Raw genomic sequence first — 24,602 nt, forward strand, 5'->3', positions numbered from 1 at the left:
CGGGGGCGTGGTGGGTCGGGGTGGCGGCCGGCGCCGGCAGGGTTGGGGCGCGGGTCGCGGGGGCGTGGTGGGTCGGGGTGGCGGCGGGGGCCGGCAGGGTTGGGGCGCGGCTCGCAGGGATGTGGTGGGTCGGGGTGGCGGCCGGCGCCGGCAGGGTTGGGGCGCGGCTCGCAGGGATGTGGTGGGTCGGGGTGGCGGCCGGCGCCGGCAGGGTTGGGGCGCGGCTCGCGGGGGCGTGGTGGGTCGGAGTGGCGGCGGGTGCCGTGGAGTGCGGTGCCGACCGCGCAGGCGCGCTCGGTGAGTGGTGGGTCGGAGTGGCCGCGGGTGCTGGTGCCGGCCGGGATCCGGGTCGGACCAGGTGCAAGGAAGGGGACCTGGTTCACAGCCGCACCGCCCGGTTTTCGTGCCAGCACGTCAGGGGGCGCAAGCCTGCTGGGCTCCACTCGCCCGCCACCGTCAGCGGGTTGCCCGCCGACATCGCCAGCAACGGCCACGGGAACGCGTACGGGACCAGTGGCAGCGCCGTTCCGTCCTTTTCGGACAGACACCAGCCGCCGGGGTGTTCGGCCGGGGTCACCGACGAAAGCAGGACCGGCCAGCGTTCCAGCCACGGGTCCGCCGCCATGGCCTCCGCGTACGCCGCCAGTGCGGCCGGGATCGAGCCGCCCTCGGCAGCCGGGGCCGCGAGGGGGATTCCGCGCTCCACCACCAATGCCCGCAACGGGGCCGCGCCCGGGTAGAACGCCAGCTCCGCCGTCAGCAGGTGCCCGGGTGGCAGCGACGCGTCCAGCGGGCGGCCCGGTGGGGCGAACGACAGCACCAGCGCGTCCCGCCCCGTGCCGAGGCCGCGCAGCCACGTCCGGCGGGTGAGGAGGCGGTCGTTCTCCTCGTCGGCCGCGCCCGTGATCAGCCAATCGTCCGACACCCGCTCGCCGGATTCCAGGACGCGGGCCGTCTCCACCGAGAAGCCGAGCCTGGTCCGGACCGTCTCCGCCAACGGTGGCGGCAGCGAATCCAGCCTCGTGGCCGCGTCCGCCAGCAAGTACAACAGCGACAGTTCCGAAAGGAGCGCCTCCGGCCAGTCACGGCGGCCCACGGTGCCCGCGGCCCGGCGCAAGCCGCCCGCGAGGCCGGACGCCTGTGCGTCGACCATCCGGGCCGCGACCGTGCGCAGTTCCTCGCCGCCGTTGCGGTCGAAGCCCGCGAAGCCGGCGCCGATCCGGTCGGTCAGCCAGACCTTCAGCTCGGCGACACCGCCTTCGACGCGCGCGGCACGTTCGCCCGCCCGCCGCGCGGCGGCTTCCTCGTCCTTCGGCCCGGCCGCTTCCGCGCGTTTTTCCGCCCGCTGGGCGCGGTCGGCGCGCTCGGCCAGCCAGGAGTGCACCCACTCCGGTGGCTCGCCCGCGTCGATCTTCCCGGCCGCCCACAGCATCAGCAGCCCCAGTGCGTGCTTGCACGGGAACTTCCGGCTGGGACAGGAACACCGGAACGCGGGCTCGGCGAGCTCGACGCACGTCTGGTACGGCTTCTTGCCGCTGCCCTGGCAGAAGCCCCACACGGCGTCTTCGGACGCACCCGCGCCCGACCACTTGGCCGGCGCGGCGAGCGCCCGGCCCGCCTTCTCCGACGCGGGATCGGGCGCCAGCCCGGCCACGCGCTCCGCGGTCCACGGCACCGCCGTCACCACCTGTCCCCCCACTGTGCTCCCTCGCTTTCCGGTACTCGCTGAAGCATGCCAGCACCCACCGACAATTTCCGGAAGCGTTGACGAACGCGCCTATTCCAGTACTAGAATAGGCCCGTGCTCACCGACGCGGAACTCACGGTGCTCGGCCTGGTGACCGAGCGGCCGAGGCACGGCTACGAGCTGGACGAAGTCGTCTCCGAACGCGGCATGCGCGAGTGGACGGCGCTCGGCTTCAGTTCGATCTACTACGTGCTCGGCAAACTCCGCGACCGCGGCCTGGTCGCCGAAGTCGAGCAGGACCGCGCGCACGCCAAGGCGAAGAAGACGTACACGGCGACGGACGCGGGCCGGGCGGCGTGCGCGGCCGCCGCGGAAGCCGCCATCGCCGAACTGCGCCCGGTGCACCCGCCGGTGCTCGTCGGGCTGGCGAACAGCCCGGTCGTCGCGCCGGACCGGCTCGCCGCGGCGCTGGCCCGGCGAGCCGACGCGGTGGGGGAGCGGCTGGCCGAGGTCCGCCGCGCCGCCGCGGCCCAGCCGGACGCGCCGCCGTTCGTCCGGGCGATCTTCGACTACTCGATCGCGCAGCTCGAAGCGGAAGCCGCGTGGCTGGAAGGGATGTCCTGATGCCGTACGACCTCAAGAAAGAGCTGAAACCGCTCTACGCGCCCAAGAACACCGACTGGGCCCTGCTCGACGTGCCCGAGCAGCGGTTCCTCGCGATCGACGGCCGCGGCAACCCGAACACGGCCGAGAGCTACGGACAAGCCGTCGAAGCGCTCTACGCCTTCGCGTACACGATCAAGATGACCGCGAAGAAGACCGGCGAGGACTTCGTCGTCGGCCCGCTCGAAGGCCTGTGGTGGGCGGACGACTACGCCGCTTTCACCGTGCGGGCCAAGGACACCTGGCAGTGGACCATGCTCATCGCGCAACCGCCGTGGATCGGCGAAGACGCCGTCGAAGAAGCCCGGGAAACCGTGCGGCGCAAGAAGAAGATCGACGCGCCGGTCCGCCTCGAGAAGCTGCACGAGGGCCGCTGCGCGCAGGTGCTCCACGTCGGTTCGTACGACGACGAAGGCCCGCTGCTGGCCCGCCTGCACGACGAATTCTTGGAGGGCCAAGGATTGAAGCCGACCGGGCTGCACCACGAGGTCTACCTCGGCGACCCGCGCCGGGTCGCGCCCGGGAAGCTCAAGACCGTGCTGCGTCAGCCGGTGGGCTGATCCAGCTCGGCGAGCCCCTTTTCCCAGCGCTCCCGCCGTTGCGCGGAAGTCTGCTCCCACCACGGTTCGCCGCGCTCGCCCAGCGCCACCTTCGCCAGCTGGGTGCGCTCGCGGTCCTGGACGCGCCGGGCCGCCATCAGGTGCTTCTGCAGCCGGTCGCGGACGTCGGCCGGGATCTCCGGGTCGGTCGCGCGCCAGCGGCGGCCGTTGACGACGATGTACCGGCCGTCGGATGTGTGTTCGGGCATCAGTACTCGGAGGTCGCCGGCCAGGTGTCGTCGTGCAGGAGGCGCTTGAGGATCTTGCCCGTCGCGTTGCGGGGCAGGTCCGGGACGAAGTAGACGTCCCGCGGCACGGCGAACCGCGCCAGCCGCTGGTGGATGTACGCGCGGATGTCCTCGGCGTGCAGCGAAGCGCCGCGCCGGGGCACGACGTACGCGGCCAGCCGCTGGCCCCACTCCGCGTCCGCCACCCCGACCACCGCGGCGTCGTGGACGCCGGGCAGCGCGACCAGTGCTTCCTCGACCGGGCGCGGGAAGACGTTCTCGCCACCGGAAACGATCATCTCGTCGGCCCGGCCGGTGACGAACAGCCGTCCCGCGGCGTCGAGGTAGCCGACGTCGCCGGTGGCCATCAGATCCGCCGCGCGCGCCGGGTCGGTGCCGTTGGTGTAGCCGTCGAAGAGCATGTCGTTGCCGACGAAGATCTGGCCCTCGCCGCTCGGCGGCACCGGCTTGCGGTCCTCGTCCAGGATGGCCAGGCGGGTGCCGAGCAGGCAGCGCCCGGCCGTGGTCGGCGCCGCGCGCAGGTCGGCGGGGTCGGCGATGCTCGCCCACGACACTTCGGTCGAGCCGTAGAAGTTGTAGAGGACGTCGCCGAAGGTGTCCATGAACGACGTCACGAACGCCCCGGACATCGCCGAGCCGCTGCTCGCCACGATCCGCAGCGACGACAGGTCGTAGCGTGCGCGGACGCGTTCGGGCAGGTCCATGATCCGCTGCAGCATGATCGGCACGACGAACAGCGCGTCGCACTTCTGCTCGGCGATGGTCCGCAACGTCTCTTCGGCGTCGAACTTGCGGATCAGCGCCAGCGAGGCCCGCAGCGCCATGCCGATCTGCATCGCGGCGAGGCCCCAGCTGTGGAACAGCGGCGCCGCGACGAGGATGCGGTCACCGGCGCGCAGCGGGATGCGGTCGAGGATCGCGGCGGCCGAGCCGAGCCCCTTGGGTGTGGGGCGGCGCGCGCCCTTCGGCGTTCCGGTGGTGCCGGAGGTGAGCACGACCAGCCGGCCCGGCCGCTCGACCGGCTTCGGCGGGTCGGCGGGCGCGGCGTGGATCAGCTCGTCGACGGTCGGGTAGCCGGCGTCGGCGTCCGGCCAGGTGCTGATCCGGGCGAAGTCGCCGGGGACGTTCGCGATGGTCTGCGCGAACTCGTCGTCGGCGAGCACGGCGGACGGCTTGTGCTCGGCGAGCACGTCCTTGACCGAAGCCGCGGACAGGCCGGTGTTCAGCAGGACGACGTCGGTGCCGAGCTTGCTGGCCGCGACGAACGACTCGACCATCGCGGAGTGGTTGCGGCACATCAGCGCGATCCGGTCGCGTTCGCTGACACCGAGTTCGCTCAGTGCGTTGGCGAGCCGGTTGCTGCGCTCCTGGACCTGGCGGAACGTGCGGAGGTTGCGCTCGTCGTGCAGCGCCTGCTCGTCCGGTACGCGGCCCGCGGCAGCCTGGTAGCCGCCCGCGACGGTGGCGCCCCACTGCGCGAGGGACTGGAGCTGGCGGGCCAGCTTGTCCGGCCGCGCCGGGCTCAGCACGCCGGCGCGCAGCAGCACGCTCGTGGTGCGCAGCTTGGTCGCCTTGGTGCCGTCGCGATCGGCTTCGGTGTCGTACTGCCCGGCCAGGTGCAGGTCGAGCCGCCGGCCCAGGGCGCGGACGTCCTTCTTGATCGACGAGACCAGATCCAGGTACGCCGGCGGCAGCATCATCCGGACGAACAGCTCGGTCTTGCCGCCCGCCAGGGGTCTCAGCTCCAGGGAGACCCACGTGCCCTCGTCCGGGACGCCGCACCACACCACGTGCTCGCCCGGCCGGTACACGACGGCCTGCACCTGCGCCTCCAGCATCGGCCCGCGCTCGGGGACGATCCGGATCACACCCTTCGGCCCGCGCCCGCGCGAAGCCGGCTCCTGCACCTCGCACCAGCTGATCTCCGGCACGAACCGCGCGTACCACTCCGGCGATCCGACGATCTGCCACACCACGTCCGGCGTGTGCCCGACCACCGCACTCGCTTCGACCACATCGTCACGCATCGTCTGCCCTCGCCGAAGTGTCACCGAACACACGTTCAGGTCACGGAGGCGTCACAGTAACAGCAAACGGGTGATCACGGATACTCCGAACGGCCAGATACCGGTGAGTAACGGACACTCGTAGTAGGTCTCCCCCATGTCCAAAGTAGACCGATTAACGGGGTTCACCGAGCATAGCGGGCGAACGGCGTTCAAGCGCGGTGCTTCTCGGCGGGCGCTGGCCTGAACAGGCTCGATACCGCGCGTGTTCGGGAGCGTGCGGGATTACCGGGCATAACGGGCAACCAGCTCCGCGCCCAAGCGGGCCAGCTCGGCCTTCACCGACTCCGGACCCTCGACGTCGACCAGCGCGCCCCACCCCGCCAGCTCCTGCGCGATCATGATCGGCGCGGGCGCCGCGACCCGGGCCCGCACCCGGTCGTCCGGCAGCTCGGCGACGAGCTCGCAGTGCCGCCCGAACCGGTCCCGCAGCACGCCGAAGTGGCGCCGGCTCAGCACCACGTCCGCGGTCAGCGACGAACGGCGCTTCTCGACCTCCTCGACGACCTCTTCCCACACCTTCGCCAGCTCCAGGTCCGAGGGCCGGTCGGCGGGCTCCTCGCTGACGGTGGCGGCGGCGATCCGGTCGACGCGGAACGTGCGACGCCCCTTCTCCGTGCCGGCGACCAGGTACCAGACGTCGTCCTTGTCGACCAGGCCCCACGGGTCGACCAGCCGCTCCGACCGCTCGCGGCCGCCGTAGACCAGGTGGACCCGGCGGCGGGCGATGACGGCGTCCCGCAGCAGCTCGACCACCGGCGGCCGCTCCTTCGGGCGCTCGCCCCAGCCCGCCTGGTCGACGACGACCGCGTCCGCGGCGGCCTCGGCGTCCGCCCGGAACGTGCCGGGCAGCGCGCCCATGAGCTTCCGCAGCGCGGACTTGACCTCGGGGGCGCCGGCCGCGGCCGGGCCGGCCAGGAGGAACAGTGCCTGCGCCTCGCGGGCGCTCAGGCCGGAGAGGTCGGTGCGGGCGCCGCCGACGAGCTGCCAGCCGCCGCCGCGACCGGGCTGCGGGTACACGGGCACGCCGGCGGCCGAGAGGGCTTCCAGGTCGCGGCGGGCGGTGGCGACGGAGACCTCCAGCTCGGCGGCCAGCTCGCCCGCGGTGACCCGGCCGCGGGTCTGCATCAGCAGGAGGGTGGCCACGAGGCGGTCGGCGCGCATGGGGGAAGTGTCGCAAACAAAGTGCTCACTCGGTGCACACTTTCACCCCGCATGCTGGCTCCACACCGTCCGAGAGGAGCAGCCGTGCTGCGAGGAATGGCCACCGTTTCGTACTTCGCCGACGACCACGAGGCCGCGAAGGAGTGGTACGCCGGGTTCCTGGGCATCGAGCCGTACTTCGAGCGGCCCGGGTACGCCGAGTTCCGCATCGGCGACCACCAGCACGAACTCGGGCTGATCGACCGGAAGTACGTCCCGGCGAGCATGGGCGGGCCGAGCGGCGAGATCGTCTACTGGCACGTCGACGACCTCGAAGCGACCGTCGCCCGCCTCCACGAGCTGGGCGCGAAGGAGTACGAGCCGATCACCGAGCGCGGGCCGGGGTTCGTGACGGCGTCGGTCGTCGACCCGTTCGGCAACCTCCTCGGCGTCATGACCAACGCGCACTACCTGGCGGTGCTGGCCCGCTGACGAGGTGTGCGGCGGCACCACGGGATCTTCCCGGCTTGTAGCCGCCGCACACATGGTCCGCGACGCGGGTCACGCTTACCGTTCCCGTCCATGACCAGCGATCTGGACGGGCGCACCGCCCTCGTGACCGGCGGGGCCGGGGGCATCGGCCTCGCCTGCGTCCGCGCTCTCGCGGCGGCCGGGGCCAAGGTGCACGTCGTCGACGTGGACGCCGAACGCGCCGAAGCCGCCGCCACCGAAGTCGGGGGCTGGGCGCACGCCGCCGACCTGACCGACCCCGCCGCCATCGGCGCGCTGCCCGCCGAGGTCGACATCCTCGTCAACAACGCCGGCATCCAGCACGTCGCACCGATCGAGGACTTCCCGCCGGACGTCTTCACCCGCATCCAGTCGTTGATGGTCACCGCGCCCTTCCTGCTCATCCGGCACGCGCTGCCGTCGATGTACGCCAGGGGCTGGGGCCGGATCGTCAACATGTCGAGCGTCCACGGGCTGCGTGCCTCCCCGTACAAAGCCGCGTACGTCGCCGCCAAGCACGGGCTCGAAGGGCTCTCCAAGGTCGCCGCCCTCGAAGGGGCCGAGCACGGGGTCACCAGCAACTGCGTCAACCCCGGGTACGTCCGCACCCCGCTGGTCGACGGCCAGATCGACGCGCAGGCCGCCGAGCACGACATCCCGCGCGAGGACGTCGTCGCCGAGGTCCTCCTCCGCCGCGCCGCGATCAAGAAGCTCATCGAACCCGGCGACGTCGCTTCCCTGGTGGTGTGGCTGTGCTCCCCGCGCGCCGGCCACATCACCGGGGCGTCCATCCCGCTCGACGGCGGCTGGACCGCCGCCTAGATCCCGCCCGACCACAAGGAAGTGGAGCCCGCAGTGAGCCAACCCCACCGGTCGGCGATCGCCAAGATCGTCGGCGCGAGCCTGATCGGCACCACCATCGAGTGGTACGACTTCTTCCTCTACACCTCGGCCGCCGCGCTGGTGTTCAACAAGCTGTTCTTCCCGACGGCGGATCCGCTCACCGGCACGCTGCTGGCTTTCCTGACCTACGCGGTCGGGTTCCTCGCCCGCCCGGTCGGCGGCCTGGTGTTCGGCCACTTCGGCGACCGGCTCGGGCGGAAGAAACTGCTCATCGTCAGCCTGTCGCTGATGGGGGGTTCGACCGCGCTCATGGGCGTGCTGCCGACGTACGCCTCGGCGGGCGTCGCGGCGCCGGTGCTGCTGACGCTGCTGCGCCTCGTCCAGGGCTTCGCGCTCGGCGGGGAATGGGGTGGCGCGGTCCTGATCGTCTCCGAGCACGGCGACGACCGCCGCCGCGGGTTCTGGGCGAGCTGGCCGCAGTGCGGGGCGCCGGGCGGCAACCTGCTGGCCACCGCCGTCCTGGCGATCCTGTCCGCGACGCAGACCGACGCGGCGTTCCTGTCCTGGGGCTGGCGGATCCCGTTCCTGCTCTCGGCGGTGCTGCTGCTGATCGGGCTGTGGATCCGGCTGGCCGTTTCCGAGTCGCCGGTGTTCCTCGCCGCGCAGCAGCGGGCCGAGGAGCGCGGCGAGAAGCACGTCCCCGTCGTCGACGTCTTCCGCCACAACTGGCGCGAGGTGCTGGTGACCATCGGCGCGCGGATGGCCGAGAACGTGTCGTACTACGTGATCACCGCGTTCATCCTGGTGTACGTCACGACCGGGCTGCACCTGCCGAAGGGCATGGGCCTGACCGCGGTCCTGATCGGCTCGGCCGTGCACTTCGTGACCATCCCGCTCTGGGGCGCGCTGTCCGACCGCGTCGGCCGCCGTCCGGTCTACCTCTTCGGAGCGATCGGGATGGCCGTGTGGAGCTTCGCGTTCTTCGCGCTGCTGGACACGAAGTCGTCGGTCGTGATCGTGCTGGCCACGACCGTCGGGCTGGTGCTGCACGGCGCGATGTACGGCCCGCAGGCGGCGTTCTTCGCCGAGCAGTTCCCGACCCGCGTCCGCTACACCGGGCTGTCGGTCGGCGGTCAGCTGTCCTCGATCGCCGCCGGCGCCGTCGCGCCGCTGATCGCCGTGGCGCTGTTCTCGGCCTGGGGCAGCACGGTGCCGGTGTCGCTGTACGTCACGGGGATGTGCCTGCTCACCGTGATCGCGCTGCTGGCCGCCCGCGAGACCCGCGGGCAGTCGCTGCACGACGAGGGTGTCCAGGCGGAACAGGCGGCCGTTTCGCCCTAGCATGACCGCCGTGACCGCACCTTCCGACGCGTTGCGCCGGCTGCTCGACCTCCTCGCCTCCGGGGCGAGCACCGAGCAGCTGGCGCACGTCGTCGTGGCCGCCCGCGCCGAAGGCACCCTCGGCGCGGGCGACCTGGCCGCACTGGCCAGCGCCGGCGAGCTGGCCTTGCGGATCCGCGAGACGCTCGCCGAGCACCGGCGCCGTGAAGCCCAGCTCACCGCGCTGTTCGAGACCGCCAGCGAACTCGCCGCGCTGTCCGATCCGGACACCGTGCTGCGCTCGATCGTCCGCCGCGCGCGGGCGCTGCTCGGCGTCGACGTCTCCTACCTTTCGCTGAACCGCGAGGCCGAGAACAAGACCTACGTCCGGGTCAGCGACGGGTCGGTGTCGGCGGAGTTCCAGCAGATCGTGCTGGGCATGGGGGAGGGCCTCGGCGGGCTGGTCGCGCAGACCGCGCGGCCGTACGCGACTTCGGACTACTTCACCGACGAGCGGTTCAAGCACACCCGCCACATCGACTCCGGCGTCAAGGACGAAGGCCTGACCGCGATCCTCGGCGTCCCGCTGGCGATCGGTCCCAAGGTGCTCGGCGTGCTCTTCGCCTCCGACCGCGCCACCCGGGAGTTCACCGCGGACGAAGTAGCCCTGCTGTCCTCGCTGGCCGACCACGCCGCCATCGCGCTCGACAGCGCGAACCTCCTCGACCAGACGCGCCGCGCGGTCGCCGAGCTCAACGAAGCCAACGCGACGATCCGCGCGCAGAACGAGGCGATGGAACGCGCCGAGGACGCCCACGACCGGCTCACCGACCTCGTGCTGCGCGGCGGCGACCTGCCGGACGTCGCCGCCAACGTCGCCGGGGTGCTGCACGGCGACCTCACGGTGTACGACGCCGACGGCACGCTCCTGGCGAGCTCGGCCGCCCCGGCCGCGCTGGACCCGGACGCGCTCGCCGCGGCCCGGACCGCCGGGCGGGCGGTGTCCACAAAGGACTGCTGGGTGTGCGCGGTGCAGGCCGGTCCCGAGCTGCTCGGCAGCCTCGTGCTGGCCGGCCGCGCCGGGCTCACCGACCCCGACCGGCGGCTGTTCGAACGCGCCGGCGTCGTGACGGCGCTGCTGCTGATGCTCCGGCGGTCGGTGGTGCGGGCCGAGGACGAGGTCCGCGGCGAGCTGCTCACCGACCTGCTGACCGCGCCCGACCGCAACCCCCGCGCGCTGCTGGCCCGCGGGCGCCGGCTGGGCATCGACCTGTCGGCCCCGCACGCGGTGCTGGTCGCGCACGCCGACGGCGGTTCGCGGCGGCGGGTGGCGAGCGCCGCCGCCCGGCACGCGACGCTGGTCGGCGTGCACGCGGAGGAGGTCGTGCTGCTCGGCGAAGGCGACCCGGACGAACTGGCCCGCCGGGTGGCCGCCGACCTCGGCGCGGCGACCGGCCGCCCGGTCACGGTGGGCGCGGCCGGTCCGGCGAGCGGCCCGCCGTCGATCGCGGACGCCCACGCCGAAGCCGCCCGCTGCGTACGTGCCCTGCTCGCGCTCGGCCGCACCGGCGAAGGCGCGGCGATGGCCGGGCTCGGCTTCCTCGGCCAGCTGCTGGGCGACCGCGCGGACCTCGACGCGTTCGTCCGGCAGACGCTCGGCCCGGTCCTCGACTACGACGAGCGCCGCGGCACCGAGCTGGTCGCGACGCTGCGGGCGTACTTCGCGAACGGGGCCCAGCTCGCGCGCACGAAGGACGTCCTGCACGTCCACGTGAACACCGTCGTGCAGCGGCTGGAGCGGGTGGCATCGCTGCTGGGCGAAAACTGGCAGGCGCCGGACCGCGCGCTGGAAATCCAGCTGGCCCTGCGCCTGCACCGCCTCGGCTCGCGGTGATTTCTTCCAGCGTGCTGCGGACCAAAGCCCGTTGCGCCGGGCGGCCCTAGCGGGACGCGCCGCCACCGGGCATCGTGGAAGCCGACGGATACCGAGACGATGGGGGTTCTCGTGAAGGAATTCGAAAGCGCGCTCGCGGCGGGGTTCGACGTGGTCCCGGCCGAGGTGCCCGGGCTGGCGATCGACCGGCTCGACGGCGGCCAGTCCACCGGGTCCCCGGCGCGGCTGTGCTACACCTGGGTGGCGGACCCGGTTCGCCCGTCGGTCAGCCCCTGTAGGTGACCGAACCCGCCTCGCCGGTCGTCGGGTTCAAGCGGCACCTCGGTACCGCGGTGGTGCCCGGCGACGCGGTGTACGTGCTCTCCGAAGAAGGCGCGACAGCCTTGCGCGGGCCGCACGTGGAGTCCCTGGTCCCGTTGCTCGACGGCACCAGGGACTTCGCGGCCCTGCGCCGGGAACTGCCGCCCGACGTCCCGGCCGACGAAGCCGCCGGGGTGCTGACGCGGCTCGCCGAAGCCGGGCTGATCGGCCTGCGATCCGCGGTCTCCGACCCCGAATCGGCTTACTGGGACGCGGTGGACGGCGAACCCGCGTCCGGCCGGGTCGCGGTGCTCGGCGCGGACCCCGCGACGGTGGACGTCCTGCGCGCGGCCGGGCTCACCGTGGCCGAGGACGCCGGCCTTTCCCTCGTGCTGTGCCACGACTACCTCGCCGGCCACCTGTCCGATGTGGACGCCGAGCACCGCCGCGCCGGGCGGCCGTGGCTGCTCGCCAAACCACTCGGGGCGCGGGTGTGGCTCGGCCCGTTCTTCACCCCCGGTGAAGGGCCGTGCTGGCACTGCCTGGCCGCCCGGCTGTGGGGCAACCGGCCCGCCGAGGCCCACGTCCGTGCCGCGCTCGGCTTGCCCGGCCCGCTGCCGCGCCCGGAAGTCGCCCTCGCGCCGCTGACCGCCGTCGCGCTCAACCTGGTGGCCCTCGAAGCGCGCAAGTGGCTGGCCGGGCAGCGGTACCCGGGCCAGCGGGCGCTGTGGACGTTCGACAGCCGCGACCTGACCGGCGAGCGGCACGAGGTGCGCGCCCGCCCGCAGTGCGCGTCCTGCGGGAACCCGGAGCTGGTCCGCGACCGGACGCGGCGGCCCGTGGTCCTCGAATCCCGCCCCAAGACCCAGCTCGGCGGCGGCGGGCACCGCGCGTTGCCGCCGGAGCAGGTGCTGGGCGAACACCGGCACCTGGTCAGCCCGCTGACCGGCGTCGTCAAGGAGCTGCGCCGCGACACGCGCGGCCCGGCGCTGTTCGCGTCGTTCCGCTCCGGGCCGAACACCGCGCTGGGCCGGCGTGGTGCCGAGCGGCTGCGCACGGCGCTGCGCAGCGAGAACGGCGGTAAGGGCGTCACCCCGCTCCAGGCCGAGGTCGGCGCGCTGTGCGAGGCCCTCGAACGGCACAGCGGGCACTACGACGGCGACGAGGAACGGGTGCGCGCCAGTTTCCGTTCGCTGGGCGACAAGGCCGTGCACCCCGACACGTGCCAGTTGTTCCACGAACGGCAGTTCGCCGACCGGGCGCGGATCAACGCGCGGCACGGGCCGTTCCAGTTCGTCGGCGAGCCGTTCGACGACGACGAAGTGCTGGACTGGACGCCGGTGTGGTCGTTGACCCGCGGCGAGCACCGGCTGTTCCCGACCGCGCTGCTGTACTTCGACGCGCCCGGGCCGCCGTCCGTGCTCGCCGACTCCAACGGCAACGCCGCGGGCGGCACGCTGGAAGACGCGGTGCTGCAAGGGATGCTGGAGGTCGTGGAACGCGACGCCGTCGCGCTGTGGTGGTACAACCGCACCCGGCAGCCGGCGATCGACCTGGCCGCGTCCGGTGATCCCTGGATCGCCGAACTGCGCGAGGTTTACGCCGGGCTGGGGCGCGAAGTCTGGGTCCTCGACGTCACTTCCGACCTCGGGATCCCCGTGCTGGCCGCCGTCTCCCGGCAGGTCGGCGGGCCCCGCGAGGCGATCATGCTCGGGTTCGGCGCGCACCTCGACCCGGCCGTCGCGCTGCGGCGCGCGCTGACCGAGCTGAACCAGCTGGTGCCCGCGGTCCTCGACGGGTGGGACGGCGGCGACGACACGGACGCGGTGCGGTGGCTGCGGGACGCGACGGTGGCCACCGAGCCGTACCTGCTGCCTGCCCCGGGGCACCCGGTGCTCAGACCCGACGTCTCCTCACCCGACCTGCTGGCCGACGTGCACCTGGTGCGGGCGCGGCTGGAAGCGGCCGGGCTCGAGGTGTTCGTGCTCGACCAGACGCGGCCCGACATCGGCCTGCCCGTGGTCAAGGTGATCGTGCCGGGCCTGCGGGGGTTCTGGGCGCGGTTCGCGCCCGGCCGGCTCTACGACGTGCCCGTGCGGCTCGGCCGGCTGACCGAGCCGCACGGCTACGACGACCTCAACCCGATGCGGATCTTCCTCTAGCACTGGCCGTCGGCGAGCACCCAGTAACCCGACGACGTCTCGCGCAGCGCGTGCGTCGTGAAGGTGTTCCACAGACCCATGGCCTGGTTCGAGCCGTTGGCGTAGGTCTGGCCACCGCTCTGGTGCGCGCGCCCGGCCTGCGTGTGGGCGTAGTTGCTGGCGCTCACGCACGTCCCCGACGGCGGGGCGCTGGTCGTCGTCGTGGTGGTCGGCGGCGCGGCCGTCGTGGTGGTGCCGGTTCCCTTGTCCAGTCCCCAGAACACGCCGGTGTAGTAGCTGGAGCAGATCCCGGCGAGGAAGTACGCGCCGGTGCTGCCGCACTGCGTCGTGCCGCTGCCCGGGTCGACGGCGGTGCCGTGGCCCATGCCGGCGATCGAGTACAGCTGCACCTTGTCGCCGTAGTTCGTCACCGTCGTGCTGCCGGGCAGGGACTGGGTGCTGGTCGGCGTCTGCGAAACGCCGTGCACCGCGGTCCACTGGTCGCGCAGTTCGGTGCCGTTGACCGGGTAGACGGTGTAGTCGCCGGTGCCCTGCCAGATCGCGACACGCGGCCACGGCCCGCCGTAGCCGGGGTTCTGCGCGGTGACCTTCGCGGCCCACTGCGCCGGACTCAGGCTCTGGTTGTTCTGCTGGCAGCCCGACGCCTGCGTGATGCTCGTGGCGCACTGCGCGGGGAGGCCGGCCATGACGCCGCCGCCGGCGAAGACGTCCGGGTACGCGGCGAGCAGGTCCGCGGTCATCCCGCCGCCCGCCGAGAGCCCGGTGACGAACACGCGCTTGGTGTCCGAGCCGTGGTCCGCGACCGCCTTGTCCACCATGGACTTCACCGACGCCGCTTCGCCCTTGCCGCGGGTGTCGTCGGCGGGGTCGAACCAGGTGAAGCACTTCAGCGAGTTGTTCGCGGTCGACGTCTGCGGGAACACCACCTCGAACCGCCACCGGTCGGCCAGCGCGGGCCAGCCGGAGTGGGCGTAGTAGTCCGCGGCGCTCTGCGTGCAGCCGTGCAGGGCGACGACGACCGGGCGGCCGGCTTCGAGCCCGGCGGGGGTGTAGGTGTACATCGCCAGTGCGCCCGGGTTGGCGCCGAAGTCCGGCACCTGGACCAGGGACGACGGCGGCGGGTCGGCGGCGGCCACCCCGACGGTGGTGAGCACGGCGGCGGTGATCGCGGCGAGTCCGGCGAAGGCGAGCTTGCGCAAGGTGAACTCCTTCTCGTCGTTGAGAGGGTTTCCCGCGACGCTAAGTCGGACCGGCGGCCGGGACCATGTGGCCGTCCACCACATCGGCGCCGGAATTCATGGTGCCCGGCGGGGTGGCTCTCCGGCGGTGCGGGCGCTTGAGTTCTGTCTCATCGACGAGACCGGAGGTGGACCGTGCGCGGTTGGCTGACCTGGGTACTGGCGGGTGCGCTCGCGGCGGCGCTGCCCGCGACGGCGTCGGCTTCGGCCGGGCGCTGCCGGGCGGAGGTGCCCGGCGCGGAGAAGTCCGTCGCGGCGTGCCTCGACGACCTGACGACGACCGGCACGCTGAAGTCCGGCCACACGGTCGAGGCCGACTGGGCCGGCTTGACGTCGGCGGGACTCCCGTCGCCGAGCGGTGTCCCGGGCGTCCAGGTCGACGGGTACTTCCCGGACTCCTCGACGTCGAACGCGAACAACGGCTGGAACCACGACTCCCAGTTCGTGCTGCGGATGCCCGACCGCTGGAACGGCGGCCTCGTCGTGGCCGGCTCGCCCGGCGTCCGCCGCCAGTACGCGAACGACCGCGCGATCGGTGACCAGGCGCTGGCCGAGGGCTACGCCTTCGCCGCCACCGACAAGGGCAACACCGGCGCGGCGTTCTACACCGACGGCGTCCGCCCGGGCGACGCGCTGGCGGAGTGGAACACGCGCGTCACGCAGCTGACGCTCGCCGCCCGCGGCGCGCTGACCCGCCACTACGGCCGCCCGCCGGCGAGGACGCTGGCGGCCGGGCTGTCCAACGGCGGGTACCTCGTCCGGTGGCAGCTGGAGAACCGGCCGTGGCTCTACGACGGGGGCGTCGACTGGGAGGGAACGCTGTGGCGTGCCGATGGACCGAACCTGTTCACGTTCCTGCCCCCGGCCCTGCGGGCGTACCCGGCTTACGCGGCGGGGTCGCCGGCCGCCCACCAGTCCATTTTGGACGCGGGCTTCGCGCCGGGCTCGGAGTTCCTGTGGGACTACCACTACCGCGTCTACTGGGACCTGACCCAGCGGATCTACCGCGAGGAGGCCGACCCGTCGTTCGACGGCGCGGTTCTGGCCGGAACCCCTTTCTGCACTTCGGGAACGCCGGCGTGTGACGCGGATTATGCGTACTCGTCCAGGCCTGCTTCGGTAGCGCGGGCGGTGGAGCGGATTTCGCTGACCGGGCGGATCGGGAAGCCGTTGCTGACGCTGCACGGGACGTGGGACACGCTGCTGCCGATCACGCGCGATTCCGATGTCTACGACCGGATGATCAGTGCGTCCGGGCGCGGGTCGCTGCACCGGTACTACCGCATCGAGGGCGGCAACCACGTCGACGGCCTGGTCGACCAGTACCCGGACCGGTTGCGGCCGTTGGGCCCGTGCTTCCGGACGGCGTTCGACGCGCTCGCGGGCTGGCTGCGCGGGGTGCGACCGCCGGCGTCGGCGACGATCGCCCGCCCCGCCGGAGCGACCCCGGCCGAGCTGGCGACCTCGTGCGAGCTGGGTCGGGGGCGGGTCACTCCGGGGTGACGCTGCCGTCTTTCGCGATCGAGCCGGCGGGCCAGACCTCTCCGCGAACCGGACGTTGACGAAGTACCCGGTCCGGCCGAATTCGCTGTCGCCGAACGCCGCCGCCGCGCTCTTCCAGCCGGTGTCGAACGCGTCGCGGTGGTCGGCTCGCGTGCCGCCCCGCAGGATCGCGGCCCCCACGAGAACGGGCGTGGGCGAGCGCCGTCGGTGCCGGGAACCGTGCGTCCTCCCACCACGCCGGGAGCGCCCGGGTCAGTCGCCCTTGATCAGGTGGTTCGCCAAAGCCGGGCTGAACGTCCCGGCCGGCACGCCCGTTCCGTAGCCGCAGCTGCCGTCCGAGTCGCCCGGGACCTTGATCCACAGCTGCAGCTCCGGGCCGCCGCCCGGCTGGGACGTCGCGCCCAGCTTGCGCTTGGGCGGGTTGCACCACTCCGAGTCCGTGCCGTGGCCGGCGCCGTTGCGGCTCGTGTCGACCACGAACGGGGCCGCGTACCCGAGGGCCGAGCCGACCGCCTTGCCGTAGGTGGTCGATTCGGCCGTGGTGGAGAAGTTCGACACGTTGAGCACGAAGCCGTGGATCGACTGGACGCCCACCTGCTTCAACCGGGACGCCATCGTCGGCGCCGGGATCCAGGTCGCGTTGCCGCCGTCCAGGTACGCCCACGTGTTCGGGGCCTTCCGCGCGAGCTGTGTCGCCGCGAACTTCAGCAGGTCGACGCGGTCCGTGCGGGCGGTGCCGGACAGGCAGTCGAGCTGGGCGAGCGCGTCCGGCTCGAGGACGACGATCGCCGGCTTGCCGCCGATGCCGTCGGCGAACGCCGAGATCCAGTCGCGGTAGGCCTGCGGGCCGCCCGCGCCGCCGGTCGACTCGCCGCCGCAGTCGCGGCCCGGGATGTTGTAGGCGACCAGGACCGGGAGCTTGTCGGCGACATCGGCGGCGTAGGTGTACTTGTCGACAGCGGTGCGGATGTCGCCGCTCCAGTTGCCGAACCAGCGGGCGCCGGGCTTCGTCGCGATCGACGTCCGGATCGGGCCCGCGAGGCTGTCGGACGGGTGGTCGCGGACCCAGACCGCCGGGTTCGAGTCGGGGTCGACGGAGAAGCCGTTCGTCTTCTCGAGCGGGTTGCCGTCCGCGGCGAGGGCCGGGGACGCGGGGGCGAGGCCGGTCAGCGCGAGCGCGGCGGCCACGAGCCAGGTCGGAATGCGCATTCCGCGAGTTTGCCGACCGGGTGTACACGGGCCGTACAAAACAAAAGTGAACCGCCGGCGGCGCGCGTCCGTACTACTGGGTGAGGGGCTGTTTCCGGCTACCCCGAAACCGGTCCTGAGCTGCGGTTTCGCCGCCCTGCGGGTCACCTCGTTCGGCTGCTTGCGGCAGTGTCGCCCCCTCGTTCATGATGGGGTTCCGGGGTCCGCGAAATTCGTTCACGTCGAATAGCCAGGTGTCGGCCATGCTTCGGAAGAACCGTCCGTCCGGAAGTGAACGCCATGCTGCTACCCGTCGCCGAGGCCGCCTGATGGCCGCGGACCTGCCCGGCCTCGCCATCGTCGCCGGCCTGCTGCTCCCGGCGCTGGCCGCCGCGGCCTGGGCGATCGCCCTCGAGCGGCGCACGCGCCGCGGCCCCGACGAGCCGGACGAAGAGCCGGACTGGACGGTGGCCGGCATCCAGGCGCGCCTGCGCTTCGAGCAGTCGGCGCGCCGGGTCGCGGAGGCGGGCACGATCGCGCTGCCGACCCTGCCGATCCCGCGGCAGACGGGCCCCGAGTCCTCGCTGGACGGGCTGCCGTGGCGGACGCCGCGGACCCTCCCGCCCCCGCGCCCGATGGGCCGCGTGCCGGCGCCGCAGCTGGCGTTCGCGGCCCCCGACACCGACCTGATGCGCCGCATCCTGGACGGCCTCCGCAAGATGGACTGACTTCAGGGGCCGGCCGTCAACGCCGCCGGCGACTCCGCCTCCGGGATGAGCAGCCGGGGCGCACCCGTGCCGTCCGCCGGCACCGACCAGACGTCCGCGTGGCCCGGCGCCCGGGGTACGCCGTAGCCGATCGTGTGGTCGTCGAGCCAGGCCGGCTGGTCGTCGACGCTGCGGGTCTCCGCCAGCGGTGTCACCTTCGACGCCGCCAGGTCCAGCACCGAAAGCCGCCAGCCGCGGGCCGGGTCGCCGTCCACCGCGGACTTGAACGCCACCCGCGTGCCGTCCGGGGACAGCGACGGGCACTCGACGTTCTCCCGCAGCGTGCGGATCGTGTGCGCGGCGAAGTCGCCCGCGACGAGGTACCGGTGCCCGGCCGAGGACATGGTCGCGTAGAAGTGGCGGTCGTCGGCGGTGAACGTGACGCCCCAGAAGTTGAGGTCGGCCGCCTGGTACGGCTTGCCGTCGACGGTCACCGCGTAGTTCTCGAGCGTGCCGGCCAGGTCGCCGGTCGCGGTGTCCAGGATGCCGGCGCGGGTGGAGAACATGCCGCCGTTGTAGGAGTCGCCGGTGACGAACACCGTCCACGCGAGCATCCGGCCGCTGCCCGACACCCGCGCCCGGTTCGGCAGCCCGACCAGCGGGATCTCCCGCTTCGACGCCAGCCCCGCGTCGAGCACCACCAGCTGGTAGGTGGTCAGGTCGCCGTCCGGGCGCAGGCAGAGCCCGGTGCCGCCGGCGGCGTACACCCGGCTGCACGACAGCGGCGACACGGTCCGCGGTCCGCCCGGGTCGGTGGTCGGCACGGTGGCGACGTGGCCGCGGTCGGCGTCGGCCGTGCTGCGGAACAGCAGCCGCGGGCCGGGGGAGAGGCTGACCGCGCCGGTCGCGGTGCCGGCGTGGCCGCGCGCGCTCGCGAACCCGACGTACGCGACCGCCGCCCCGGCCAGCACGAGCACGCCGGCGACGGCGATCAGGATCCGGACCTTCATGCGGTGGCCTTCCGGGGCGAGAGGACGGCGAACGTCACGCCGATCGCGACCACGGCCCCGCCCGCGGCGACGCCGATCGCGAGCTCGGGACCCCAGAACTGCCAGGCCAGTCCGAAGAGGACGGACGAGGTGAAGTACGCGAGCGCCTGGACGGTCTGCACGAGGGAAATCCCCGTGGTGCGCAACGATTCCGGCAGCAGCGGACCGGCCAGCGCCATCAGCACGCCGTCGGTCGCCGCGTAGAAGGCGCCGTACAACGCCAGCGCCGCGGCGATGAGCGGCCACCCGGACACCGGCCCGGCCAGCAGCAGGTAGACGACGGCCAGCGCGCCGTAGCCGCCGAGCACCACGGGCAGCCGCCCGATCCGGTCGGCCAGCGCGCCCAGCGGCGCGGCGAGCAGCAGGTAGCTGAGGTTCGTGCCGACCGCGAGCAGCGGGAACCAGCCGGTGGCGATGTCCTCCTCGTGCTGCAGCAGCAGGTAGACGAACCCGTCGCCGACCGTGGCCAGCCCGAGCACGCACGCCGCCACCAGCAGCCGTCGCACGCCGCTGCCGCGCAGCAGCGCCGCCGCCGCGCGCGGGGTGACCGGGTTCGCGGCCGCTTTCGGCGTCCGGTGGTCGCGGACGAACAGCACCAGCAGCAGCACGCCGATCGCGGCGACGCAGAAGCTGACGACGAACACGGCGTCGAAGGCTTCGGGTTCGGCGGCGCCGACCGCGGCGAGCACGGCGAGCGCGACCAGCGGGCCGGCGAACGCGCCCACGCTGTCCATCGCGCGGTGCACGCCGAAGGCCCGGCCGAGCAGGGGTTCGGGCGCGGACAACGTGATCAGCGCGTCGCGCGGGGCCGTCCGCAGCCCCTTGCCGGTGCGGTCGAGCGTGATGACCGCGCCGATCGCGGCCGCCGACGCCCCGGCCGCGAGCAGCCCGAGCTTCGCCACCGCGGACAGCGCGTACCCCGCGCCGGCCACGACCTTGCGCCGCCGGACCCGGTCGGCGACGTAGCCGCCGGCGATCCGCAGCACCGCCGTCGCGCCGGTGTAGAGGCCGTCGAACAGCCCGTACGCGGCGGGGCTCAGGTGCAGGCCGAGCACCAGGTAGACCGGCAGGACCGCGGTGACCATCTCCGAGGAGACGTCGGTGACCAGGCTGACCGCGCCGAGCGCGAAGACGTTCGCGCCGACCGCCGAGAGCTTGCCCTTCGCGGCGTGCTCTCGGCGGCCGATGGTGGAGAGGTACACGCGGGTTACTGCCAGACGTCGAGGATCGGCGACTTGCTCGCGGCGCCGCCGATGCCCGGCAGGCCGTAGGACGCCTCGATCGTGCGCAGCACGGTGTAGTGGTTGATCGATTCGCTGTAGCTGCCGACCTTGACGTGGGCGCCGGTGAAGCTGGTGAAGATCTGGTTGACCGACGTGCCGCTGTCCTCGTCGAAGGTGGTGATCAGCAGGCTGTTGTGGGTCTTGGCCCACTGCGCGTAGGCGTCGAGGTGGTTCTTCAGCCAGGTGTCGCCGGTGCCGACGCTGCAATCGTGCATGTCGTTGCACATGTCGGGCGTGACGAACGAAACGGTCGGCAGCTGGGTGAAGTCGGCGGGGAAGCTCGAGTACCGGACGTTGCTCGCGGCGGGGACGTTCGAGAAGTCGACCCAGCTGTTGTGCTTGCGCCGGTAGGTGCCGCTCGAACAGCCGGTGTAGCCGTCGGACGGCATGGCTTCGGAGTAGCCCTTGAACGACTTGCCCGCGCCGATCAGCTGCTGGCCGAGGTTGGCCTTGGCGCCGAGGTTCGCGGGGCAGCTGTCGTCGGTGACGCCCTGCGTCGCGCCGGAGAAGAGGGCGACGTAGTTGGGCTGGCTCGGGTGGGTGATCGCGAACGAGTTGGTGAACTTCGCGCTCTGCGAGGCGAGGGAATTGAAGTAGGGCGCGCTGGAGCTGCCGTTGATCGAGGAGTACTTCTTGTTCTCGAACATCACCAGGACGATGTGGTCGAACGCGGGCACAGTCGCCGCGGTCGGCTGCACGGCGGGCTCCGCCGTCCGGGTGACGACCGCGGTCGTGACCGCGCCCGCGGTGACCAGAGCGGCGGCGGCGAACACGGCGGCGATCCGCTTGCGGATCATGGGTCCTCCAGCGTGTGGTGGGAGAGGGCGCCTCATGATGCCCATCGCGGAGGGCTGCTGCGTGCCGTGTCGTGGTCCGGTTCGTGAACACCTGGAAACCCTCCGGCGGACAACGGAAAGAGTGGGTTAATGCCTTTCCGGTGTCAACCTCCTTTGGTAGGTGTCCACAATGGCCGGTCAGGGAGTTGACAGGTCGTTCCCAGCTCGCTCAAAGGAACGCGGCCGAGACTCGTTCCCATGGACCCCTCGACCACCGCCAGGACCGCTCACCGGGAACGGGGCCGCCGCAAGGCCGCCCTGGTCACGGCGACGGCCGCCCTGCTGGGCGCGGCCGCCGCCGGCGCGATCGGCTTCGGCCTGTCGACGGCGGACGCGGACACCTCGCAGACGACCACCACGACCGATTCCGGAGACCAGGACCAGCTGCAGGCCCCGGACAACGGCCTGAGCTCCGGTTCGGGCTCCGCGCACACGGGATCGGGGGCGTCGTGACGACCGCGGCGACGGCGTTCCGCGCCCTCGGCACGACGGCGGAGCTGCTGGTCACCGACCCGGCCCGGCTGGGTGCGGCGACCGAGCTCCTGCACGGGGAACTGGCGGCGATCGACCTCGCGTGCAGCCGGTTCCGGCCGGACTCGGAGATCTCGCGGTTGCACGAGGCCGCGGGCCGGCAGGTGCGGGTGAGCCCGCTGCTGGCGGAGGCTCTGGGCGTCGCGCTGCGGGCGGCCCGGGTGAGTGACGGGCTGGTCGACCCCACGGTGGGGGACGCGGTGCGCGAGCTGGGCTACGACCGCGACTTCGCCGAGGTGGCGGGGCGCGTCGATGCCGCCGAGGCCGGGCGGGCACCGGGCGAAGAGGACTTGACCGCTTCCGAGCGCGCCGTCGGCGGCTCCGACCTCGCGGCGGCACCCGCCGATTCCGCCCCGCCCACGCCCGCTCCCGGCTGGCACCGCGTGCTCTTCGATCCCGTCCGACGACTCGTCGTCCTGCCCCGCGGTGTCCGCCTCGACCTCGGCGCCACCGCGAAAGCCCTCGCCGCCGACCGGGCCGCGCGGCGGATCCACTCCGTCGTCGGCTGCGGGACGCTCGTCAACCTCGGTGGCGACCTGCGCGCCGCCGGGCGGCCGCCGGCCGGGGGGTGGCAGGTCGCGCTGGCCGACGACCACGCCGGTGCCGTCGCCTCCCCGGACGCCACCGTCGCGCTGCACCGGGACTTCGCCTTGGCCAGCTCGGGGATCACCCGGCGGCGCTGGCGGCTTGGTGGCCGGACGGTGCACCACATCGTCGACCCGCGCACCGGCGACGTCCCGGAACCCCGCTGGCGCACCGCGAGCGTCGCCGCGAAGTCCACTGTGGACGCCAACACGGCGGCCACGGCGGCGATCGTGCTCGGCGCCGCCGCACCGGAGTGGCTGGCCCGGCGGCGGCTGCCCGCGCGGCTCGTCGGCGTCGGCGGCGACGTCGTCACCACGCCCGGGTGGCCGTCGTGAGCACCGCCGTCTGGTACTTCAGCCGCGCGACCGGGCTCGTGTCGCTGGTGCTCTTCACCGGCGTCGTCGTGCTCGGCGCGCTCGGCGCCGGCCGGTTCGCGACGCCCGCGTGGCCGCGGTTCACCGTCGCCGCCGTGCACCGGAACCTCGCGCTGACCAGTCTCGCCTTCCTCGCCGTGCACATCGCGTCGGCGATCCTCGACGGCTACGTCCCGCTGAGCTGGCTCGACGTCGTGCTCCCGTTCGGCGCGGGCTACCAGCCGTTCTGGGTGGGCCTCGGCGCCGTCGCGATCGACCTGCTGCTCGCGATCGTCGTCACCAGCCTGGTCCGGACCCGCTTGCCCGCGCGGGTGTGGCGCGCCGTGCACTGGCCGGCCTACCTGTGCTGGCCGGTCGCGCTGGTGCACGGCATCGGCATGGCCGAGGACGACGCCGCGCGGGGCTGGATCGTCGCGCTCGACGTGCTGTGCGCGCTGGCCGTGCTCGGCGCCGTCGCTTACCGCGCCGGCGTGAAGCACGCCGACACCGAAACCCGCAAGCTCTCGCCGCTGGGAGGCACCCGATGAGCATCCTGCCCCCGCACCGGCTCGACCTGGCCGGTCATCGGCGCCGCAACGGCGTCGTCCCCTGGGTCGCCTACCACGGCGACGACGGCCGCGACCGGCTGGTGGAAGCCGTCGAAGCGGCCGGCCTGCGCGGCCGGGGCGGCGGCGGCTTCCCGACGGCGGTGAAGCTGCGCGCGGCCCGGTCGCGGCGCTCGATCGTCGTCGCGAACGGCTGCGAAGGCGACCCGCTCAGCCGGAAGGACGCCGCGCTGCTGGCGTTGTCACCGCACCTGGTGGTGGACGGCCTGCAGCTCGCCGCGCACGCGATCGGCGCCACCGAGACCGTGCTGTGCGTGCACGCGGGCAGCCCGGTGCTGCCGAGCGTGACCGCGGCGCTGGCCGAGCGCGACGACCGCGTGCCGGTGCGGATCGCGGAGATCCCACGGCGGTACGTCGCCAGCGAGGAGAGCGCGCTGGTCCACTTCCTGACGTCCGGCGACGCGCGGCCGCTGGGCAAGGAGCCGCGGCCCGCCGAACGCGGGGTGCGGGGCCGCCCGACGCTGGTGGACAACGTCGAAACGCTGGCGCAGCTCGCTTCGGTGGTGCTGCTCGGCCCGCACCACTACCGCGCCGCGCGCACGGACCTGGTGACGGTGACCGGCGCGGTCCGCACCCCCGGCGTCGTCGAGCTCCCGGCGGGCCCGTCCCTGACGGCGGTGCTGGCCGCGGCGGGCGGCGAAACCGAGCCGCTGCAGGCGGTCCTCGTCGGCGGCTACGGCGGCACCTGGACGACCGACCTGCGGCTCGGGCTGTCGGGAATCCCGGCGGTGTACGCACTTCCGGCGAGCGCGTGCGGGCTGGAGTACACGGCGAAGGTGCTGGCGTTCCTCGCGGCGGAGTCGGCCCGGCAGTGCGGCCCGTGCATGTTCGGCCTCCCGTCGATCGCGGCGGATTTCGCGGAGCTGGTGCGCGGCGGCCCTGCGGTGCACCGGCTGGCCCACCGCCTCCCGCTGCTGACCGGCCGCGGCGCGTGCGCCCACCCGGATGGCGCGGCCCGCCTGGCGGCGAGCGCGCTGCGCACGTTCGGCGCGGACGTCACCACCCACCAGGCCGGCGGCCGGTGCCGGGTGCTGGAGGGAGTGGCGTGAAGCTCTCGGTGGACCCGATCGCCTGCCGCGGCCACGGGCTGTGCGCGGACCTGCTGCCGGAGCTCGTCCGGCTGGACGAGTGGGGTTACCCGGTAGTGGCGTCGGGGCCGGTTCCGCCGGAGCTGGCGGCCGAGACCCGCCGCGCGGCAAACGCTTGCCCGGCACTGGCGTTGCGGTTGCGGAAGGCGTGATCCGCCGGTTCCGCGCCGGGCGTCGAGG

General features: G+C 73.3%; 24 protein-coding genes. 15 read left to right on the forward strand and 9 right to left on the reverse strand.

The features are described from left to right. Positions 1 to 379: 379 nt before the first annotated feature. Positions 380 to 1,687, reverse strand: coding sequence for an SWIM zinc finger domain-containing protein (locus tag ACLJQM_RS09540; protein WP_410631361.1), 1,308 nt, complete (start codon positions 1,685 to 1,687; stop codon positions 380 to 382). A gap of 114 nt (positions 1,688 to 1,801) precedes the next feature. On the opposite strand from ACLJQM_RS09540, the gene ACLJQM_RS09545 reads away from it, so the two are divergent. Further along, the gene (locus ACLJQM_RS09545; RefSeq protein ID WP_360771868.1) at positions 1,802 to 2,311 is read left to right on the forward strand and encodes a PadR family transcriptional regulator; all 510 of its coding nucleotides are present in this window, start codon (positions 1,802 to 1,804) and stop codon (positions 2,309 to 2,311) included. After that, a complete protein-coding gene (locus tag ACLJQM_RS09550; RefSeq protein ID WP_410630823.1) occupies positions 2,311 to 2,910 on the forward strand; it encodes a GyrI-like domain-containing protein in 600 nt (199 codons plus the stop codon). Before ACLJQM_RS09545 ends, ACLJQM_RS09550 begins: the two co-directional genes overlap by 1 nt. Here ACLJQM_RS09550 and ACLJQM_RS09555 read toward each other — a convergent pair. The 3 genes from ACLJQM_RS09555 to ACLJQM_RS09565 form a co-directional block, all read right to left on the reverse strand. Continuing rightward, on the reverse strand, positions 2,895 to 3,158 hold the full coding sequence (locus tag ACLJQM_RS09555) for a hypothetical protein (RefSeq protein ID WP_247021658.1): 264 nt from the start codon (positions 3,156 to 3,158) through the stop codon (positions 2,895 to 2,897). The genes ACLJQM_RS09550 and ACLJQM_RS09555 overlap by 16 nt on opposite strands. Beyond that, a complete protein-coding gene (locus ACLJQM_RS09560) occupies positions 3,158 to 5,224 on the reverse strand; it encodes an AMP-binding protein (RefSeq protein WP_410630825.1) in 2,067 nt (688 codons plus the stop codon). The genes ACLJQM_RS09555 and ACLJQM_RS09560 overlap by 1 nt, the downstream gene beginning before the upstream one ends. A gap of 264 nt (positions 5,225 to 5,488) precedes the next feature. Then, positions 5,489 to 6,427 (reverse strand): helix-turn-helix transcriptional regulator, encoded by a 939-nt coding sequence (locus ACLJQM_RS09565; protein WP_410630826.1) that lies wholly within the window; start codon positions 6,425 to 6,427, stop codon positions 5,489 to 5,491. An 84-nt stretch (positions 6,428 to 6,511) separates the two neighbouring features. On the opposite strand from ACLJQM_RS09565, the gene ACLJQM_RS09570 reads away from it, so the two are divergent. From ACLJQM_RS09570 to ACLJQM_RS09595, 6 genes are all read left to right on the forward strand, one after another. Next, entirely contained in the window at positions 6,512 to 6,898 is a 387-nt protein-coding gene (locus tag ACLJQM_RS09570; RefSeq protein ID WP_360771858.1) for a VOC family protein, read from the forward strand. A gap of 90 nt (positions 6,899 to 6,988) precedes the next feature. Next, positions 6,989 to 7,738 (forward strand): 3-hydroxybutyrate dehydrogenase, encoded by a 750-nt coding sequence (locus ACLJQM_RS09575; RefSeq protein ID WP_410630827.1) that lies wholly within the window; start codon positions 6,989 to 6,991, stop codon positions 7,736 to 7,738. Between the two features lie 33 nt (positions 7,739 to 7,771). Beyond that, entirely contained in the window at positions 7,772 to 9,100 is a 1,329-nt protein-coding gene (locus ACLJQM_RS09580; RefSeq protein WP_360771852.1) for an MFS transporter, read from the forward strand. A 1-nt stretch (position 9,101) separates the two neighbouring features. After that, positions 9,102 to 10,973, forward strand: coding sequence for a helix-turn-helix domain-containing protein (locus ACLJQM_RS09585; protein ID WP_410630828.1), 1,872 nt, complete (start codon positions 9,102 to 9,104; stop codon positions 10,971 to 10,973). A 111-nt stretch (positions 10,974 to 11,084) separates the two neighbouring features. Next, complete coding sequence (locus ACLJQM_RS09590) at positions 11,085 to 11,255, forward strand: hypothetical protein (protein WP_247021672.1); 171 nt, start codon at positions 11,085 to 11,087, stop codon at positions 11,253 to 11,255. Next, on the forward strand, positions 11,252 to 13,435 hold the full coding sequence (locus ACLJQM_RS09595; RefSeq protein WP_410630829.1) for a TOMM precursor leader peptide-binding protein: 2,184 nt from the start codon (positions 11,252 to 11,254) through the stop codon (positions 13,433 to 13,435). The genes ACLJQM_RS09590 and ACLJQM_RS09595 overlap by 4 nt, the downstream gene beginning before the upstream one ends. Here the strand turns inward: ACLJQM_RS09595 and ACLJQM_RS09600 are convergent. Beyond that, complete coding sequence (locus tag ACLJQM_RS09600; RefSeq protein ID WP_410630830.1) at positions 13,432 to 14,634, reverse strand: alpha/beta hydrolase family esterase; 1,203 nt, start codon at positions 14,632 to 14,634, stop codon at positions 13,432 to 13,434. The genes ACLJQM_RS09595 and ACLJQM_RS09600 overlap by 4 nt on opposite strands. Before the next feature lie 174 nt (positions 14,635 to 14,808). Here ACLJQM_RS09600 and ACLJQM_RS09605 point away from each other — a divergent pair, with 174 nt between their 5' ends. Further along, complete coding sequence (locus ACLJQM_RS09605) at positions 14,809 to 16,176, forward strand: 3-hydroxybutyrate oligomer hydrolase family protein (RefSeq protein WP_410630831.1); 1,368 nt, start codon at positions 14,809 to 14,811, stop codon at positions 16,174 to 16,176. 252 nt (positions 16,177 to 16,428) lie between these two features. Here the strand turns inward: ACLJQM_RS09605 and ACLJQM_RS09610 are convergent, their stop codons facing one another. After that, positions 16,429 to 17,385: a glycoside hydrolase family 6 protein gene (locus ACLJQM_RS09610; RefSeq protein ID WP_410630832.1), complete on the reverse strand. Its 957-nt coding sequence runs from the start codon at positions 17,383 to 17,385 to the stop codon at positions 16,429 to 16,431. 308 nt (positions 17,386 to 17,693) lie between these two features. On the opposite strand from ACLJQM_RS09610, the gene ACLJQM_RS09615 reads away from it, so the two are divergent. Beyond that, the gene (locus tag ACLJQM_RS09615) at positions 17,694 to 18,092 is read left to right on the forward strand and encodes a hypothetical protein (protein ID WP_247021680.1); all 399 of its coding nucleotides are present in this window, start codon (positions 17,694 to 17,696) and stop codon (positions 18,090 to 18,092) included. A gap of 2 nt (positions 18,093 to 18,094) precedes the next feature. Here the strand turns inward: ACLJQM_RS09615 and ACLJQM_RS09620 are convergent, their stop codons facing one another. The 3 genes from ACLJQM_RS09620 to ACLJQM_RS09630 are packed head-to-tail and all read right to left on the reverse strand — an operon-like array spanning position 18,095 to position 21,200. Further along, positions 18,095 to 19,081 (reverse strand): hypothetical protein, encoded by a 987-nt coding sequence (locus ACLJQM_RS09620; protein WP_410630833.1) that lies wholly within the window; start codon positions 19,079 to 19,081, stop codon positions 18,095 to 18,097. Further along, complete coding sequence (locus tag ACLJQM_RS09625) at positions 19,078 to 20,322, reverse strand: MFS transporter (protein ID WP_360771831.1); 1,245 nt, start codon at positions 20,320 to 20,322, stop codon at positions 19,078 to 19,080. Before ACLJQM_RS09625 ends, ACLJQM_RS09620 begins: the two co-directional genes overlap by 4 nt. Positions 20,323 to 20,327: 5 nt before the next feature. Beyond that, a complete protein-coding gene (locus ACLJQM_RS09630) occupies positions 20,328 to 21,200 on the reverse strand; it encodes an alkaline phosphatase family protein (RefSeq protein WP_410630834.1) in 873 nt (290 codons plus the stop codon). Positions 21,201 to 21,437: 237 nt separating this feature from the next. Here ACLJQM_RS09630 and ACLJQM_RS09635 point away from each other — a divergent pair, with 237 nt between their 5' ends. The 5 genes from ACLJQM_RS09635 to ACLJQM_RS09655 are packed head-to-tail and all read left to right on the forward strand — an operon-like array spanning position 21,438 to position 24,574. Then, entirely contained in the window at positions 21,438 to 21,692 is a 255-nt protein-coding gene (locus ACLJQM_RS09635) for a hypothetical protein (protein WP_360771825.1), read from the forward strand. Further along, a complete protein-coding gene (locus ACLJQM_RS09640; protein WP_360771821.1) occupies positions 21,689 to 22,690 on the forward strand; it encodes an FAD:protein FMN transferase in 1,002 nt (333 codons plus the stop codon). Before ACLJQM_RS09635 ends, ACLJQM_RS09640 begins: the two co-directional genes overlap by 4 nt. Beyond that, positions 22,687 to 23,256: a ferric reductase-like transmembrane domain-containing protein gene (locus ACLJQM_RS09645; RefSeq protein WP_410630835.1), complete on the forward strand. Its 570-nt coding sequence runs from the start codon at positions 22,687 to 22,689 to the stop codon at positions 23,254 to 23,256. Before ACLJQM_RS09640 ends, ACLJQM_RS09645 begins: the two co-directional genes overlap by 4 nt. Continuing rightward, complete coding sequence (locus ACLJQM_RS09650; protein ID WP_360771816.1) at positions 23,253 to 24,383, forward strand: NADH-ubiquinone oxidoreductase-F iron-sulfur binding region domain-containing protein; 1,131 nt, start codon at positions 23,253 to 23,255, stop codon at positions 24,381 to 24,383. Before ACLJQM_RS09645 ends, ACLJQM_RS09650 begins: the two co-directional genes overlap by 4 nt. Beyond that, the gene (locus ACLJQM_RS09655) at positions 24,380 to 24,574 is read left to right on the forward strand and encodes a ferredoxin (RefSeq protein ID WP_360771814.1); all 195 of its coding nucleotides are present in this window, start codon (positions 24,380 to 24,382) and stop codon (positions 24,572 to 24,574) included. Before ACLJQM_RS09650 ends, ACLJQM_RS09655 begins: the two co-directional genes overlap by 4 nt. The last annotated feature ends 28 nt before the right edge of the window (positions 24,575 to 24,602 follow it).

The sequence above is a fragment of the Amycolatopsis sp. cmx-4-83 genome (assembly GCF_046548815.1).
In the GTDB taxonomy this organism is placed as follows: Bacteria; Actinomycetota; Actinomycetes; order Mycobacteriales; family Pseudonocardiaceae; genus Amycolatopsis; species Amycolatopsis pretoriensis_A.